Source organism: Halocatena salina, assembly GCF_023115355.1.
GTDB classification, from domain to species: Archaea; Halobacteriota; Halobacteria; order Halobacteriales; family Haloarculaceae; genus Halocatena; species Halocatena salina.
This window is the reverse complement of sequence record NZ_CP096019.1, coordinates 2,446,655-2,463,255: the sequence shown is the minus strand read 5'-3', so window position 1 is coordinate 2,463,255 and position 16,601 is coordinate 2,446,655. Positions and strand designations below refer to the sequence as shown.

General features: G+C 58.9%; 18 protein-coding genes and 1 pseudogene. 12 read left to right on the top strand and 7 right to left on the bottom strand.

Going from position 1 to position 16,601, the window contains the following annotated elements:
* Positions 1-188 precede the first annotated feature (188 nt).
* Both MW046_RS12645 and MW046_RS12640 read left to right on the top strand, forming a co-directional pair.
* On the top strand, positions 189-689 hold the full coding sequence (locus MW046_RS12645; protein WP_247993463.1) for an HTH domain-containing protein: 501 nt from the start codon (positions 189-191) through the stop codon (positions 687-689).
* A 94-nt stretch (positions 690-783) separates the two neighbouring features.
* Positions 784-1,425 (top strand): hypothetical protein, encoded by a 642-nt coding sequence (locus MW046_RS12640; RefSeq protein WP_247993462.1) that lies wholly within the window; start codon positions 784-786, stop codon positions 1,423-1,425.
* Between the two features lies 1 nt (position 1,426).
* On the opposite strand, the gene MW046_RS19450 is transcribed toward MW046_RS12640, so the two are convergent.
* Positions 1,427-1,561, bottom strand: a complete 135-nt coding sequence (locus tag MW046_RS19450) for a hypothetical protein (RefSeq protein ID WP_282190213.1) — start codon at positions 1,559-1,561, stop codon at positions 1,427-1,429.
* A 33-nt stretch (positions 1,562-1,594) separates the two neighbouring features.
* Positions 1,595-1,672, bottom strand: a complete 78-nt coding sequence (locus tag MW046_RS12635; RefSeq protein WP_247994779.1) for a hypothetical protein — start codon at positions 1,670-1,672, stop codon at positions 1,595-1,597.
* Between the two features lie 110 nt (positions 1,673-1,782).
* Between MW046_RS12635 and thrS the strand changes: the two genes are divergently transcribed.
* Positions 1,783-3,723: a threonine--tRNA ligase gene (gene thrS, locus MW046_RS12630; RefSeq protein ID WP_247993461.1), complete on the top strand. Its 1,941-nt coding sequence runs from the start codon at positions 1,783-1,785 to the stop codon at positions 3,721-3,723.
* 123 nt (positions 3,724-3,846) lie between these two features.
* Here thrS and MW046_RS12625 read toward each other — a convergent pair whose 3' ends face one another.
* On the bottom strand, positions 3,847-4,698 hold the full coding sequence (locus MW046_RS12625) for a PspA/IM30 family protein (protein ID WP_247993460.1): 852 nt from the start codon (positions 4,696-4,698) through the stop codon (positions 3,847-3,849).
* A gap of 53 nt (positions 4,699-4,751) precedes the next feature.
* Between MW046_RS12625 and MW046_RS12620 the strand changes: the two genes are divergently transcribed.
* The 4 genes from MW046_RS12620 to MW046_RS12605 all read left to right on the top strand — a co-directional run bounded on the left by MW046_RS12620 (position 4,752) and on the right by MW046_RS12605 (position 8,359).
* The gene (locus MW046_RS12620) at positions 4,752-5,384 is read left to right on the top strand and encodes an alpha/beta hydrolase (protein ID WP_247993459.1); all 633 of its coding nucleotides are present in this window, start codon (positions 4,752-4,754) and stop codon (positions 5,382-5,384) included.
* 91 nt (positions 5,385-5,475) lie between these two features.
* Positions 5,476-7,122, top strand: coding sequence for a glutamine hydrolyzing CTP synthase (pyrG, locus tag MW046_RS12615; RefSeq protein WP_247993458.1), 1,647 nt, complete (start codon positions 5,476-5,478; stop codon positions 7,120-7,122).
* Positions 7,122-8,039 carry a glutamine-hydrolyzing GMP synthase gene (gene guaA / locus MW046_RS12610; protein WP_247993457.1) on the top strand — a complete coding sequence of 306 codons (918 nt, stop codon included), beginning with the start codon at positions 7,122-7,124 and terminating at the stop codon, positions 8,037-8,039. The genes pyrG and guaA overlap by 1 nt, the downstream gene beginning before the upstream one ends.
* Positions 8,039-8,359, top strand: a complete 321-nt coding sequence (locus tag MW046_RS12605; RefSeq protein WP_247993456.1) for a DUF7126 family protein — start codon at positions 8,039-8,041, stop codon at positions 8,357-8,359. Before guaA ends, MW046_RS12605 begins: the two co-directional genes overlap by 1 nt.
* 238 nt (positions 8,360-8,597) lie before the next feature.
* Here MW046_RS12605 and MW046_RS12600 read toward each other — a convergent pair whose 3' ends face one another.
* Both MW046_RS12600 and MW046_RS12595 read right to left on the bottom strand, forming a co-directional pair.
* Positions 8,598-8,744: a hypothetical protein gene (locus tag MW046_RS12600; RefSeq protein ID WP_247993455.1), complete on the bottom strand. Its 147-nt coding sequence runs from the start codon at positions 8,742-8,744 to the stop codon at positions 8,598-8,600.
* A gap of 13 nt (positions 8,745-8,757) precedes the next feature.
* Entirely contained in the window at positions 8,758-9,474 is a 717-nt protein-coding gene (locus MW046_RS12595; RefSeq protein ID WP_247993454.1) for an MBL fold metallo-hydrolase, read from the bottom strand.
* Between the two features lie 237 nt (positions 9,475-9,711).
* Between MW046_RS12595 and MW046_RS12590 the strand changes: the two genes are divergently transcribed.
* Entirely contained in the window at positions 9,712-9,894 is a 183-nt protein-coding gene (locus tag MW046_RS12590; RefSeq protein WP_247993453.1) for a hypothetical protein, read from the top strand.
* Positions 9,895-9,922: 28 nt separating this feature from the next.
* Here MW046_RS12590 and MW046_RS12585 read toward each other — a convergent pair whose 3' ends face one another.
* Both MW046_RS12585 and MW046_RS12580 read right to left on the bottom strand, forming a co-directional pair.
* Positions 9,923-10,333 (bottom strand): SPW repeat protein, encoded by a 411-nt coding sequence (locus MW046_RS12585; protein ID WP_247993452.1) that lies wholly within the window; start codon positions 10,331-10,333, stop codon positions 9,923-9,925.
* 178 nt (positions 10,334-10,511) lie between these two features.
* A complete protein-coding gene (locus tag MW046_RS12580; RefSeq protein WP_247993451.1) occupies positions 10,512-11,354 on the bottom strand; it encodes an aldo/keto reductase in 843 nt (280 codons plus the stop codon).
* A gap of 311 nt (positions 11,355-11,665) precedes the next feature.
* Here MW046_RS12580 and MW046_RS12575 point away from each other — a divergent pair.
* The 4 genes and pseudogenes from MW046_RS12575 to ilvC all read left to right on the top strand — a co-directional run.
* A pseudogene (locus MW046_RS12575) lies at positions 11,666-12,871 on the top strand (LeuA family protein); the annotation flags it as partial.
* A 268-nt stretch (positions 12,872-13,139) separates the two neighbouring features.
* The gene (ilvB, locus tag MW046_RS12570) at positions 13,140-14,912 is read left to right on the top strand and encodes a biosynthetic-type acetolactate synthase large subunit (RefSeq protein ID WP_247993450.1); all 1,773 of its coding nucleotides are present in this window, start codon (positions 13,140-13,142) and stop codon (positions 14,910-14,912) included.
* Positions 14,909-15,529: an acetolactate synthase small subunit gene (gene ilvN / locus MW046_RS12565; protein ID WP_247993449.1), complete on the top strand. Its 621-nt coding sequence runs from the start codon at positions 14,909-14,911 to the stop codon at positions 15,527-15,529. Before ilvB ends, ilvN begins: the two co-directional genes overlap by 4 nt.
* A 19-nt stretch (positions 15,530-15,548) precedes the next feature.
* On the top strand, positions 15,549-16,595 hold the full coding sequence (ilvC, locus tag MW046_RS12560; RefSeq protein ID WP_247993448.1) for a ketol-acid reductoisomerase: 1,047 nt from the start codon (positions 15,549-15,551) through the stop codon (positions 16,593-16,595).
* The last annotated feature ends 6 nt before the right edge of the window (positions 16,596-16,601 follow it).

Below are 16,601 nucleotides of genomic sequence, written 5' to 3'. Positions count from 1 at the left end.
GCGAATGATCCACCAGGCCACCGACGTTCCTGTACCCCGTCACGTTAGTAGACCATAGCCACGACTGATACGTATCGACCAGTCCGGTCCTGTAAATATGTACATTTGTAATGTATTGCGGGATGGATTGTCACCGTAGGAAACGTAGCGAACGTTTTTGGTCGTTTACGCCGTGGTGTACAGACAAGATGTCCGACAATGCCAGATCGTCCACGAGAATAGAACTGTACGTTCGGTCACTTTCCTCGGGAACCGGGGTACAAGTGGAGACGATGATCGACCGTCTCGAGGCGTTCAGGACCGATGGGGAGATCGACGACTACACAGTCACGGTGTGGGGTTCGCGGGTAAGCACCGATCCCGCAGTCGCTCGTACGGACGCCGGGGCAACGATCCGAGAGCGAGTCGCCGAGTTCAAACAGTGGGCCACCGAGTGCGGTGCGACGCTCGAAGGCGGGTTCGACCGGGAGACCGTTCATTCGGCGATCACCGGCGAAACCCACGAGTTCATCTCGTTGCCGAGCGTGGCGATGGCCTGCCGGCGCAACGGGGAACTCGAATGGGTCGTCCCGTCCGCTACCGCCGAGGAAGCCCCCCCAACAACACCGATGGACCGGATCAGGACGCTCGCTAATGAGCGACAGGGATCCGAACCGGGCGAGCGTGCCACTATCCCGAGTGACGACTGAGATCGTCCGCTTGCACTTACCTGTGTGCTTTCAAATACATAACGATATACATCCATATCGAAATCATTTATAATCAATACTTTGATGTCCCGGTATGGATGAAACTGCGGCAACGCACCCTCGACGGGGATATCGTCGCATGGTTATTGTTGTCTGGGTAACGATTCTACTGCTTGCTGGACTACTGGGAGGAGGAATACATCTGTTCAGAACCGAAGGAGAGCTGTTTTGGATCATCTTCTCCCTGGAGGCTTCCGTCCTCGTCGTTCTCCCCGTTTTCACGGTCAAGGCGGAACTCCATTTCGTGACCGACCGCTCGGCTGTAGATGTCCGCGAGGAGTTCAAAAACGGTGATCATCCGATAGCCGCGTGGTCGGCCGCGCTCGCTGATGGTGATGGCACCGAAGCCCACGAGAATGGCGTAGCATACAAAACCTCAGCACTGTTTGGGCTGCGGACAGGGACGGTCAGCTACGAGACCGAACAGCAGTCGAACGGCGATCTGCTCGTTCGGACACGAAGGAACGGGAGCGAATCCGTTCGAAACACTGTCTCGATCGAAGCTACCGACGAGGGGGGTGCCATGCTAACCATGGCGGGCGGACCCGTGGATCGAAAACACATCTTCTGGCTGCTTCAGATGGTGGCTCGCGGAAGTTGCGTTCAGGCCTTGTTCGGGGAATTTGGATACGGAATCGTCGATGCGTCGCTGGATGTCGGCGTGCGAAAATCCTGATTCACCACGGACAGTGTCCAGCAAGGCGCTCACGCGAAATTCGGGTGATCGCTAACGTATCGGGAGAGATACCGCGGTTTGGCGGGTTTGTCGCCGACCCATCGAGCACCGTCACGGCGAGGGCGTCTATAGCCAACTCACATTGTCGTCTCGGCCGCGGATCGTTACGTCAAACACCGGATTCTCGAGCCCCCTGATCGCCCACGGCAGCATAATATGGAATCCAGTCAGTTTCTGTCGTGGCGATGTGTTTGCTGGTGGACTCGTTCCGATCGTCGATGTCTGTCCGGAGCTACCCCCTTGGAACCGTTCGCACGGTCTCAACACACTTATCCTCCGTCCTCGGTTTGCTGGTGTATGGACGCAATCACGGTCACGCTTCCGGACGGATCTGAGCTCACCGTCGAGGAGGACGCGACTGTCGCGGACGTCGCCTACGAGATCGGCACCGGTCTCGGGCGCGACACCGTGGCGGGCGTCGTCGACGGAGAGCTCGTGGACGCACAGACGCCGGTTCACGACGGTGCTCGCATCGAGATCGTCACCGAGGACAGTGACGAGTATCTCGATGTGCTCCGGCACTCGGCGGCCCACGTTTTCGCACAGGCATTGCTCCGACTCTACCCCGAGGCGAAGCTCACGATCGGTCCGTGGACTGACGACAAGTTCTACTACGACGTGTACAACGTGGATCTCGACGATGCGGCACTGGAGCAGATCGAAGACGAAGCCAGAGAGATCATCGCGGAAGACATCCCGATCGAGCGCGTCACCCACTCGCGGGAGGAAGCGTTCGAGATCTATCAGGACAACCCGTTCAAACGCGACATCCTCGAAACGGAGGCAGCCGACGAGGATCCGGTGTCGTTCTACGAACAAGCGGAGTTCAAAGACCTCTGTAAAGGACCACACGTCGACTCGACGGGAGAGATCGGCGGGTTCAAGCTGTTGTCGATCTCTTCTGCGTACTGGCGCGGCGAGGAGGACAACGAAAGTCTCACGCGAGTGTACGGAACGGCGTTCGAATCCCAATCGGAACTCGAGTCGTTCCTCGAACAGCGTGAGAAAGCCAAAGAGCGCGACCACCGCAAGATCGGTCAGGAACTCGATCTCTTCTCGGTACCCGACCACTCGCCGGGCTGTGTGCATTACCATCCCAACGGGATGACGATCCGGCGCGAACTCGAAGAGTACGTCCGGAACAAAAACGACGAGCTGGGCTACGAAGAGGTGTGGACGCCCGAACTCAACAAGGCCGAGCTCTGGAAACCGACGGGTCATTACGAAAACTTCACCGAGCAAGGTGAAATGTTCAATTGGGAACAGGACGGCACCGAGTACGGCCTGAAACCGATGAACTGCGCGAACCACGCCCACATCTACAGCCGGGACACCCACTCTTACCGGGACCTCCCGATCCGGTTCTCCGAGTTCGGAACGTGTTATAGAAACGAACAGTCTGGGGAGCTATCAGGTTTGTTCCGGGTTCGTGGATTCACCCAGGACGACGGCCACGCCTTCATCCGCCCCGATCAGATCCGCGGAGAGATCGTCGATGCCATTCAGGTCATCGAGGAGATCTACGGACACGTCGGTTTGGAGGTGGTGTACAAGCTCGAAACCCGTGGGGATAATGCGATCGGCAGCGAGGAGATCTGGACGAACGCCACCGATGCACTCCGGGACTCGCTGGAATCGGAAGATCTCGACTACGACGTGGAGGCGGGCGAAGCCGCCTTCTATGGCCCGAAGATCGGCATCAACGCCAAAGACGCACTCGGTCGGGAGTGGACGATCGGAACGGTACAGTTGGATTTCAACATCCCCGAGCGGTTGGGACTCACCTACATCGGTGAGGACAACGAGGAACACCGACCGGTAATGATCCACCGGGCGTTGTTGGGATCGTTCGAGCGATTCATGGGCGTCATTATCGAACATTTCAACGGTCGATTCCCGCTCTGGCTCGCCCCCGAGCAGGTCCGTATCCTGCCGATCACCGACGACCACATCGAGTACGCTGAGGCCGTCAAAGACGAGTTGGATTCGTTCCGTGTGACGATCGAGGATCGCTCATGGACCGTCGGGAAGAAGATTCAGGCTACCCACGACGACCGTGTTCCCTACATGTTGATCGTCGGTGACGACGAGGAGGCGACCGGGACAGTCTCGGTTCGAGACCGGAAGGAACAACAACGCGACGCTGTCGATGTCGAAGCGTTCCGTGGGTATCTTGAACGAGAACGGGATGAAAAGCTCATCGAACCGGATATCCAACGCGCGTCGTTGAGTGAATAGCGCTCAGTGGACGCCCACTGTGTACTGATCGACGGACGTCGTAGCGAGAATACAATACAATACAATACAATCTCCCATCCATGAGAGCGATCGGCTACCGAATGTATATCGGTAGATGAGGTGTCACTTCGACTTGTCGTCCTGAAGCTCTTCTAGTTCGCTCTCGATCTCGGAGTTCGAGTTAGATGAGGAGTTAGACGAGGAGGAGTTAGACGCGACATCCGTATCCGTCTCAGTCTCGGTCTCGGTCTTCGTGTCGTTGCTTTCGTTTTTGGACTCTTTGCCCATCTCCGAGCGGAGAGTGTCAAGTTCGGCCTCGACTTCGTTGTTGGCCGATATCTCATCGAGTTCGCGTTCGAGGCTGTCTTTGTCAGACAGCGAGCTTTCGAGTGCCCCCGTGTCTTCGAGTTCGTCGAGCGCCGCAGAGCGAGCTTCCATATCCTGAGTGCGCTCTTCGGCGCGGTCGATGGCTTGGGAGACGTTTTCCATCTCGTCGCCTGCCCCGGTCACGGCTTCGGAGACGCGAGCTGATGCTTCGGCAGCCTCGTAGCGGGCCTTCATCGACTCCTTTTTCGTGCGGAACTCCTCGATGCGGTTTTGGAGCTTATTCTTTTTCTCGACGAGCGAATCCTGTGTCTGTTGTAAATCGGCGATCTGTCCCTCGAGATCCTCGATCTGATTCATCTTCTGTTTTTTCTTCTCTAGAGCTTGACGAGCGAGATCCTCCCGATCCTGTTCGACCGCCGTACGTGCCTGCTCATTGTGCTTGTCGACGTTCTCCTCGAGGCGGCGTTTCTGCATTTCGAGGCGTTTTTTCTGTGTGGTGAGATCGGCAATCCCCTCTTTGACCTCCTGTAGCTCGTCTCGCATCTGTTCGTAGGAGTAATCGAGCGTTTCGGAGGGATCTTCAGTGCGATTGAGGAGGGCATTGATCTTCGAACGGATGACGTATGACGTCCGTGAAAGGATTCCCATAGTCGGACTATAACGACCCAGCCTATTAAAGGACATACTCACGAACACAACTTATGACTGACCACAACGGAACCGAAGCGGAGGATTCCTCCACGAACTCGGAGCCTGTTGTTCTGGAAGGCGCGAGAGACGTGCGAGGGACGGTGACTGCTCCAGAGGAACCCACGTGTGTCGTCGCTTGTCCACCCCATCCACAGATGGGTGGAACCCGAACGGATCGCCGGTTGACCGCGGTGACCGACGCGCTCGCTGCCACTGGGATCGCCTCGCTTCGGTTCGATTATGGCGAGTGGGACGAGGGGCGTGGTGAGTACACCGACACGCTGAACGCGATCGCGTGGGCCAGCGAACGGTACGAGCGGGTCGGCGTGTATGGGTTTAGCTTCGGGGGAACGCTCGCACTCGTGGCCGCAGGAAGCGCAGACGTTGACGTGGCGTGTATCTGTGCGCTCGCCCCCGATGCTCGGATCGGGGAGCTGGACGCCGTCGCAGCCCTCGGAACGGTCGGGTGTCCGACGCAGATCATCTACGGCAAACGCGATACGACCGCTGAGTGGGAACCGATCGTAGAGCGAGTGAACGAAACTGGCCACACTGCCCTCGAAATGAGTGCAGACCATTTCTTCGTCGGACAAACCGACAGCATTGCCGAACGAGTGACAACGTTCTTCCAGAACGAGCTGTGAGCGAACACGAATGGGGCATCACGGTGCGCCATCGGTTCACTCATCGGCTCGCGCCCGAAACGGTTTTCACCGACAGTAGCCCACCCACAGTATGCCGACGGAGCCGACAGACTACGACCCAACATTGGGGAATAAGTTTATTTTCGTCACTGGCGGCGTGATGTCTGGGCTCGGCAAGGGGATCACGGCCGCGAGCACCGGCCGACTGCTCGCCAACGCCGGCTTCGATGTCACTGCTGTCAAGATCGACCCGTATCTGAACGTTGACGCGGGAACGATGAACCCCTTTCAACACGGAGAGGTGTACGTGTTAAAAGACGGTGGTGAAGTCGATCTAGATCTGGGGAACTACGAGCGCTTCCTCGACATCGATATGACGTCCGATCACAACATCACGACAGGAAAAACCTACCAGCACGTGATCGAGAAAGAACGTTCCGGAGATTATCTGGGGAAAACGGTCCAGATCATTCCGCACATCACCGACGACATCAAACGCCGGATTCGAGAGGCTGCATCGGGCCACGACGTGTGTATCGTCGAGATCGGTGGAACGGTCGGTGACATCGAGGGGATGCCGTTTCTCGAAGCGATCCGGCAGTTCGTTCACGAGCAACCGCCAGAGGATTTCCTTCTCACGCACGTGACGCTCGTTCCCTACTCGAAAAACGGCGAGCAGAAGACCAAGCCGACCCAACACAGCGTCAAGGAACTCCGAAGCATCGGTCTCCAGCCGGACGTGCTCGTCGGTCGGTGTGACGACCGGCTGTATCCCGAAACGAAAGAAAAGATCGCACTGTTCTGTGACGTGCCGACGCAGGCGGTGTTTTCGAATCCAGACGTCGACGATATCTATCACGTGCCGCTGATGGTCGAAGACGAAGGACTCGACGAGTACGTGATGGAACAGCTTGGACTACAGGAGTCGGCTATACCGAAAGACGAGCGTGACAACGGCTGGCGGGAGATCGTCACCCGCGAGGCCGATGGAGAGGTCAATATTGCTCTCGTCGGGAAATACGCGCTCGAAGATGCTTATCTCTCGGTCCACGAAGCGCTCAAGCACGCCGGACTGGACCACCGCGTCAACGTGAACGTCAGCTGGGTCAACTCCGAGGAGATGAACGCAAAACACAAACAGCGACTCGAATCTGCCGATGGAATCGTCGTTCCCGGTGGCTTCGGCGTTCGAGGCACCCAAGGCAAGATCGACGCGATCCGGTATGCACGCGAAAACGGGGTCCCGTATCTCGGGTTGTGTCTGGGCTTTCAGCTCGCGGTCGTGGAGTACGCCCGCAACGTTCTCGGTCTCGACGCCGCTCATTCTCGGGAGTTCGAGGAGGAGACACCCAACCCCGTGATCGATCTGTTGCCCGATCAGTCGGATCTCGACGAGATGGGTGGAACGATGCGGCTCGGATCCTATGAAACGGAGCTCCAGTCCGACACCCTTGCCGCCCAGCTGTACGATGGGCCGTGTGTCGAGCGCCACCGTCACCGGTATGAGGTGAATCCAAACTACATCGCCCAATTAGAGGAAAACGGGCTGCGCTTTTCGGGCCGTGTCGGCAACCGGATGGAGATCCTCGAACTGCCCGATCATCCGTATTTCCTCGGCACGCAGTTCCATCCGGAGTTCCGGTCTCGACCCGGACGTGCGAGTCCGCCATTCATCGGATTAATCGACGCCGTCATCAAGCAGTGTGAAACCGACCGAGCTGAGGAGGTGGCCCGATAATGGTCGAAACGGACCAATTCATCGAGGACGCCGTCGCCGAAATCCGCGAAGAGATCGGATCGGCGAACGCGATCATCGCCCTGTCGGGTGGTGTGGATTCCTCGGTTGCGGCGGCGCTCGCCCACGAAGCCGTTGGCGACCAGCTCGTCCCAGTGTACGTCGACACAGGACTGATGCGGAAAGGGGAAACCGACGAGATCCGGGAGACGTTCGCGTATATGGACCGTCTCAGGATCGTTTCCGCACAGGATCGGTTTCTCGAAGCATTGACGGGCGTCACCGATCCCGAGGAAAAACGCCACGTGATCGGCGAACAGTTCATTCGCGAGTTCGAGCGTGAAGCTCACAGTAGCGATGCCGAGTATCTCGTCCAAGGGACGATCTATCCCGATCGCATCGAAAGCGATGGCAACATCAAATCCCACCACAACGTCGGTGGTCTGCCCGATGTCGTCGATTTCGAGGGAATCGTCGAACCGGTTCGAGAGCTGTACAAAGACGAAGTTCGAGAGGTAGCCCGTGCGCTTGGTCTCGAATCGGTCGTCTCCGAACGGATGCCGTTCCCCGGTCCGGGTCTCGCCGTTCGTATTATTGGCGAGGTGACTGAAGAAAAGGTCGAAATCGCTAGGGAGGCGACCGCCGTCGTGGAGGACGAACTCGAAGCGTACGAACCGTGGCAGGCGTTCGCGGCTGTGCTCGGCAAGGCGACCGGTGTGAAAGGCGACAACCGGGTTCACGGTCACGTGGTCGCCGTCCGGTCGGTCGAAAGCCGTGATGGGATGACCGCCCGCGCACAGCCGCTAGACTGGGAGGTCCTCCAGCGAATCCAGAGTCGGATCACGGGGACACTCCCGAACGTTTCGCGCGTGTTGTATGACGTTACACACAAACCCCCGGCGACCATCGAGTACGAGTGATGAACGCTGTCGTTATCGGACCCGACGACGAGGGGCTAGGTGACGCACTCGAAGCCGCTGGTGTCGACACCACTCACGCCGAAGGGACGGCCTCGCGCGAGCAACTCCTCGATGCGGACGCCGAAACCGCCGAACTGCTGATCGTAACCGACTCCACGCTTGCGACCTCGATCCCGATCGCAAACGAGATCAACTCCCAACTACGGGTCGTCGTCTACATCCACGACTCGCTCCCCGAGTTCGCGCGCACCTCCGCAGAGCTCATCCTCGATCCCGAACTGATGGATCCCGAAACCGTCGCCGAGGAACTCACCGCCTGATCACCTCGCTACCGAAGGACTCCCGCGTGGCTGGTGGACAGACAGAGCGAGGAGGAAGGGCTCAGTGATCCGGACATTCCTTGCATCGCTCGATCATACGGCCGGTGAACGCAGTCGTGATACTTCCTTGGGGGTTCGCTACTGCTCGGTGTTTGATCGTTCCGAGGACCCACGGGGAACAGTACGACGTTTTTCGTCCGAGTGCTCTCCATCGCTGTCGAACGTGCTTCTCGGGGCATCACTCTGTTCGGGTCCACCCCGCGACCGTCCCAGCGTGTTCGGAGAACGGAATCGTGATCTGGCCCGCACGACCGATCACCGTACCCAGTCGGTACTGAGCGTAGTACGCCTCAGTACTGGCGAGCAGGTCGTGGTCACTCGACACGAGACGCCGCGACTCACGCGATCGATCGGCCGAGTTCGGCCAGTCGGACACTCCCGTTTTTGAGGAACGGCACGCCGTGCCCGACGCCGATCGTCTCGACCGGCGGCTGTCGATCGGCGAGGTCGTGGATGCTGTCGGCGACCTGATCGGCGTCGTAGCTCAGATACCACGGGGATGGCACTAGTTCTCCCTTGCGTTCGATGACGAGATCCCCGAGAAAGCCGATCGAAAGGGACTCACTGAGATACGCCATGTGTCCCGGCGTGTGTCCGGGTGTGTGGTACGCCGTGAAGCTGCCGATCTCATCACCATCCTCGACAGTTTCGATCACGCGGTCACGATCGCGGAGAAACGGACCGACGACGCGGTGTAACACCCCTTTGGGCGTCGACAAGGATGGCCGTTCCCGCCCGGTGAGAAACCCCCGATCTGGCATCCCGAGATACACCGGCACATCGAGGTCCAACCCACCGAGACCGCCCACGTGATCGATATCGTAATGGGTGAGCAACACGCGGTCAATGTCGCTGACAGCGTGTCCCGTCCGTTCGATCTCACGGACGAGCCTCGAGACACCCCACGGCGTTCCCGTGTCAACGAGTGTTACCGTTCCATCGGCGACGAGAAACGCGTTCACACCGATCAGATCGAGCTGCCACGCGGTCGCCGAGCTGCGCCCGGCTGCTTGAGGAGCTTCGCTCCTCTCTGTCTCTGTGAGTTCGAACACCATACAGGTAGTACGGTGCGAAGTATGAAACATCCGATGGTTCACCCGGTGAACAGACCGACATCGATCTACAGCCAATCAGTGGCGATTGATAGCGTAATCGGGTCCACCACTGGATGGATCCAAAACAGTTATTCACACTGTATCACGGAAATACCGTCAGAAATGCAGCGGAAGAGACCGAACACCGATGACGTTTCTATATCTGATATGTTCTGGTGCCTCCCCGTAAGGAGCTGTTTGTTCACCGTCGGGCCGTTCGTTCTTGCGATCGCACAACTAGCGAACAGCGCTTTTAACGGATTGTCGGTGACGTATGCGGTAGCGTTCGCCGCCGTGATGCTCGGCTTTTCGGTGCTTATTACGCGATACCACCTGATCAAATTTCGGCTACAGCGGCTTGAAGCCGCGGTCGAATACTAAGAAACCCACCCACCACGGCAGGGGTGTATCACGTGCCTGTCGCCATCGTTTGCTGGGTTTTGCGCTCCATGTACGTGTTGTATCCCGCTAGGATCACAACGAGCGCGCCGGCGATGATGTCGCTCCAGAGCAACATCATGAGTGAGGTATCCAAGACGAACGGGGCGAGGATCATCCAGAGGCCCAAGATCGTTACCAACCCGGCGCTCGCTACGCTGGCAGACATTCCGTTCATCAGACGATACGTGTTGTATCCCGCGATCAGGAGGATCGAAACGCCGATGACGATGTTGTTCCAGTAGCTCGCTTGACTCATCCCGGTAAACACGAACGACGAAACTGCGATCCACAGCCCGAGTACTGCTGTAACGCCGCTGAACCACTTCATTCCCCGCTCAGTCGTCCCGTCTGGCGTTGTTTGCGCTGCTGTTTTGCTCATTCTACCCCACCAACGATAATGTACATTCGGAGATCGAATAACACTGTCGGCTACCCATCTCCCGATCTACCGACTCCAAACAGCGATCGGGTCCGTAACTGGTTGATCGGAGCACCACGACGATAGTTATCTCGATCGGTCGAACAGGGACGTTCGGAGGAAGTCACCATAGGCAGTGTCATCCGGAACGATACTGACCGAACTGCGACGCGATCATGCTCGAAATCGTCCGGAGTTTGGACGGACGGTGGATCGTCTCCATCTCCTCGTCGGTAAGTTCGAAATCGAACACGTCGAGGTTCGCCGCAAGATGGTCGTGCGAAGATGCCTTCGGAATGGTACACACCATCTCCTGTTGGAGCAGCCACCGAAGCGCGACCTGTGCGCTGGATTTCTCGTATCGCTCGCCGATCTCGTACAACGTTCTGTCCCCGATTACGCTGCCGTGACCGAACGGGCTGTACGCGGTGAGTATCACGTTATGTATCTGGCAGTAATCGAGGAGCTGTGTTTGATCCCAAAACGGGTGGTACTGCACCTGATTGGTGAGAATCGGTATTTCGGAGAGGGTGCGTGCACGGTGGAGTCGATCGATACCGAAGTTGCTCACACCGATGTGTCTAACCTTGCCCCGTTGGTGAAGTTCGTTCATTGCATCGATCGTTTCGGTGAGCGAGGGTCCGGTCGGAAGGCGATCGACGGGCCAATGGATCAACAGGAGATCGAGATACTCCGTATCGAGTTTCGAGAGGCTCTCGTCGGTCGACCGGAGTACGGCGTCGTAACTGTAACTGCCGCGGCCGAGCTTCGTCGTCAGAAACAACGAATCCCGATCGACATCACTCGCACCGATCGCGTCTCCGATTTCGCGCTCGTTGCCGTACACCTGTGCGGTGTCGATGTGTCGGTAGCCGAGATCGATCGCCGACTGCACTGTTTCATAACAGTCCGTCCCCGTCAGCTGCCACGTTCCGAGACCGACTGTCGGAACCGCCTGACCGGCGGCGGTGACGTGTTCCATGTCTCAGATCACGATGCGGACGTAGGAATAGGTACGGATGAACAGCCGTGACCACCGGCGGTTCGGTTGCCATCTCTCCGACACCATATTTTCACGGTGCCATTGTTGATTTTTTCATTTTTGAAACCTGGTGTTGCCAACTGGATGCCCGGAGTCACGAGTGTGTATAAGGTATCAAGATGACCTTGATGACGATTACGTCGTGCGGTCTCTGGATCATCGATCGGATCGCTGGACGCAGAAATCACCGAGAGGGCCACACTTATATTTGGTGTGGGATATTGGACGAATGCACATGAGCGAAAGTACGGAGGACACGTCGGCATCGCCGGCGGGTCGAGTTCTTCCAGGGCACGTTAGATTCAACTTCTGAGATCAGCCACGCACGGATTTTCGATACGACGCTCCGTGATGGGGAGCAGTCACCGCGAACTTCGTTCTCCTATGATGACAAACGGGAGATAGCGGCGCTGCTCGACGAGATGGGAACACACGTCATCGAGGCGGGGTTCCCCGTAAATTCGGACGCGGAGTTCGAATCCGTCCGTGACATTGCAGAGGGTACAGAGACAACAGTGTGTGGATTGGCGCGCGTCGTGGAGGCGGATATCGAGGCAGCACTCGATTCAGGCGTCGAATTGGTGCACGTGTTCGCAAGCACGAGCGACGTGCAGATCCAAGATTCGATGCACTCGACGCGCGAAGAGGTCCGCGAGCGATCCGTGGACGCGGTCGAGCGCGTCTGTGAAGCGGGCGTCGACGTGATGTACTCGCCGATGGACGCCACACGGACGGACGAGGCGTTTCTGACGGAGATCGTCGAGGCCGTCAGCGAGGCGGGGGTCGACTGGATCAACATCCCCGACACCTGTGGGGTAGCGACCCCCGGTCGGTTCGGTGCGTTGATCGACACCGTCTGTACGCACACCGACGCGCAGGTCGACGTGCACACCCACGACGACTTCGGATTGGCCGCTGCGAACGCCGTTGCGGGCTACGAGGCGGGCGCAGCTCAAGCACAGGTCAGCGTGAACGGTATCGGTGAGCGAGCGGGCAACGCCGCATACGAGGAGGTTCTCACCGCGTTATCCTGTCTGTACGATGTCGATACCGGTATCGACACCAGACAGCTAACGGAGCTGTCACGAACGATCGAGGAGAAAAGCGACATCGACGTTCCAGCGAACAAACCAGTCGTCGGGCAAAACGCGTTCGCCCACGAATCGGGGATTCACGCCGCGGGCGTCATCGAAAACTCCGACACGTTCGAGCCGGGGGTGATGACTCCCGAGATGGTCGGCGCAGAACGGGAGCTAGTACTCGGGAAGCATACAGGACAGCATTCGGTTCGTGAACGACTCGAAGCCGAAGGGTTCCAACCGACGGACGAAGAGGTCCGCGAACTCACACGACGCGTCAAGGACACGGGGGCCGCAAAGGAACGGATCACGGTAGAAACACTCCGGGAGTTCGCCCGTGATGTGGGTGTTTCCAACGAGCAGGTGAGAGTAAACTGATGATTCTCACTGCTTGCCACCGCCGACAGCGGCGGCACAATTGCCGGGCACGGAAGATTTATGCATCATCCACGGTATCGTCCGGTAATGACGCTCACAGTCGCCCGATGTACGGCCGTATCGAGCGTCGCGTCTCTCATTATTGTAGGGGCGAACTAGCCCCTACACCACCTCACATTCGACGGTCGCTGCATCGTTTTGGAGCCATCTACCACCAGCAGACAACCACACAGATATGTATGACGAGCGACACGAGAGGTGATTACTGATGAGTGACCACGTCTCGACCGTTCACACGGACGAACAGACTACGACCACGACGGAGGCACAATCGGACGAGGGAGCATCGCCGGTCACGAACGGCGCAGAAGCCGTCGTCGCCGCGCTCAAAAACGCCGGTGTCGAGCATCTGTTTGGCGTGCAAGGCGGCGCGATCATGCCCGTCTACGATGCGTTGCACGCAAAGCAAGAGCAGCTGCGGCACGTCACGATGGCTCACGAGCAAGGAGCAGCCCACGCCGCCGACGCTTACGGACAGCTCACCGGTGAACCGGGCGTCTGTATGGCGACGTCGGGACCGGGTGCGACGAACCTCACGACGGGTCTCGCCGACGCCGACATGGATTCCGATCCGGTGATCGCGCTGACCGGACAGGTTCCCACGGATCTCGTCGGTCACGACGCGTTCCAGGAAACCGACACGGTGGGCGTCACCCGTCCGGTCACGAAAGCGAACTACTTCGCCAGCGACGCTGAGACGGTTGGCGACATGGTCGGTGAGGCGTATACGCTCGCGCGTGAGGGCAGACCCGGGCCGACGCTCGTGGATCTTCCCAAGGATGTAACCAATGGAACGACGGACAGCGTCCCCGTCAGTCCTACGACGCCGGAGTACCACGACATCCCCGAGACTGCAGCCGCGAGCGCCGTCGAGAACGCGGTTCGAGCGCTTTCGAACGCGCGAAAACCGTTGATCCTTTCGGGAGGCGGCGTCATCAAAGGTGATGCGAGCGAGGAGCTTCGGGCGTTCGCCATCGAGCACCGGATCCCTGTGGTGACGACGATGCCCGGGATCGGAAGCTTCCCAGAGGACCACGAACTGGCGCTAGAGTGGGCTGGGATGCATGGAACGGGCTATGCGAACATGGCGATCTCTCACTGTGATTGTCTGCTCGCCATCGGGACCCGGTTCGACGACCGGCTCACGGGCGGGATCGAGACGTTCGCGCCCGAAGCCGAGATCATCCACGTCGACATCGATGCCTCTGAGATCTCGAAAAACGTTCACGCCGACTACCCGCTGATCGGGGATGCGTCGCGCGTCATCGAACAGCTCCAGGCTGCGATGGACGAGGAGCCGGCGGCAGACCAATGGCGCGAGCAGTGCCAAACGTGGAAAGAGGCGTATCCGATGACGTACGCCACACCCGAAGACGAGCCGTTGAAACCCCAGTTCGTCGTGGAGGCGATGGACGAACTCACACCCGAGGACACTATCGTCACCACGGGCGTCGGCCAACACCAGATGTGGGCCGCCCAGTATTGGACGTACACGGAGCCGAACACGTGGATCTCCTCACACGGATTAGGAACGATGGGATACGGGCTGCCCGCGGCCATCGGCGCGAAGGTTGCTGCTCCCGATCGGGACGTCGTCTGTTTCGACGGCGACGGGTCGTTGTTGATGACGATCCAGGAGCTGAGCGTCGCCGTCCGCGAGGGACTCGACATCACCGTGATCGTGTTGAACAACGAGGCCGTCGGGATGGTTCGCCAGTGGCAGGATGCGTTTTTCGATCGGCGACGGATGGCGTCCGAATACCAGTGGGTGCCCGATTTCGCCACGCTGGCCGAGGCGTTCGGCGCGAAGGGCTTTACGGTCCGTGAGTACGAGGCGGTCCCGGACACGCTCGAAGCGGCTCGGGCGTACGACGGGCCGAGCGTCGTGGACGCGTTCATCGATCCGGAGGAGAACGTCTACCCCATGGTGGCCAGCGGCGGTAACAACGCTGAGTTCGCCCTTTCGGAGGATCAACTATGAGTCAAGGACTCGATGGTCCCCATCCCGAAGCCCGAAACATCCCCGAGGGACGACGATCCCCAGAGGGGATCCGGCTCGATCCTCAGAACGGAGCCGATCACGAGCGTCATCGAACCGTTATCTCCGCGCTCGTCCAACACGAGCCGGGAGTGTTGTCGAAGGTGTCGGGGCTGGTGAGCCGGCGACAGTTCAACATCGAGAGCCTCACGGTCGGTTCCACGACGAACCCCGAGACCGCACGCATCACACTCGTCATCGAGGAGTCACCCCCGGGTATCCGGCAGGTCGAGACCCAACTCGAAAAGCTCCTCCCGGTCATTTCGGTGCGCGAACTCGACGACGACGCCGTTCGGCGCGAGCTAGTCGTGCTGAAAGTCCACGGGGAAGAACCGGACAAGGTACACGCCATCACCGAGATGTACAGTGGGACAGTTCTGGACGCCGGGCCGCGGACGATCACCGTCGAGATCACCGGCGACGAGCAGAAGATCGACGACGCGATCGACGCGTTCGCGCAGTTCGGGATCCGGGAGATCGCCCGCACTGGACAGACCGCGCTTGCGCGCGGTGAAATGTGGACCACAGACGCAGAAGAAGAGCGCTACGAACGAACATAGACAGACACGACTGATCACAATGAGTGACTCACACGCAACGATCTACTACACGGAAGACGCGGACAGAAACGCTATCGAGAACAAGACCGTCGCCGTGCTCGGCTTCGGAAGTCAGGGACACGCCCACGCCCAAAACCTGGCCGACAGCGGTATCAACGTCGTCGTCGGGCTTCGGGAAGACTCCGCTTCTCGTGGTGCCGCCGAAGACGCGGGCTTGGAAGTAGCGACGCCTGCGGTCGCCGCCGAAGCGGCCGACATCGTATCGATGCTCGTTCCCGATACCGTTCAGCCGGCGGTGTACGAGGAGATCAAGGACGGTCTCGAAGCGGGCGATACGCTCCAGTTCGCCCATGGGTTCAACATCCATTACGGTCAGATCGAGCCGCCAGCAGATGTCGACGTGACGATGGTCGCCCCGAAAAGCCCCGGACATCTCGTTCGGCGCAACTACGAGAACGGCGAGGGGACCCCCGGATTGCTCGCCATCTACCAGGATTCGACCGGTACCGCAAAGGAAGAGGGACTCGCATACGCCCAAGCCATCGGCTGTGCGCGCGCCGGTGTTGTCGAAACCACGTTCCAAGAGGAGACTGAGACCGATCTGTTCGGCGAGCAAGCCGTTCTCTGCGGTGGCGTAACGAGTCTCGTGAAACACGGCTACGAAACACTCGTCGATGCCGGCTATAGTCCCGAAATGGCGTACTTCGAGTGCATGAACGAGCTGAAACTCATCGTCGACTTGTTGTATGAGGGCGGACTGGGCGGAATGTGGAATTCAGTCTCCGATACGGCCGAATACGGTGGGCTGACGCGGGGCGACCGGATCGTCGACGACCACGTTCGAGAGAACATGGAGGAGACGCTCGAAGACGTCCAAAACGGAGAATTCGCGCGCGAATGGATCGTTGAAAACCGCGCGGGACGACCGAGCTACACCCTCCACCGTCAGGCTGAACAGAACCACGACATCGAGGCGGTCGGTGAAGAACTAAGAGAGCTGTTCGCGTGGAGTGAAGCCACCGAATCCGAAGACAGCGAAACGGACCGATTAACCGCAGACGATTGAAGAGAA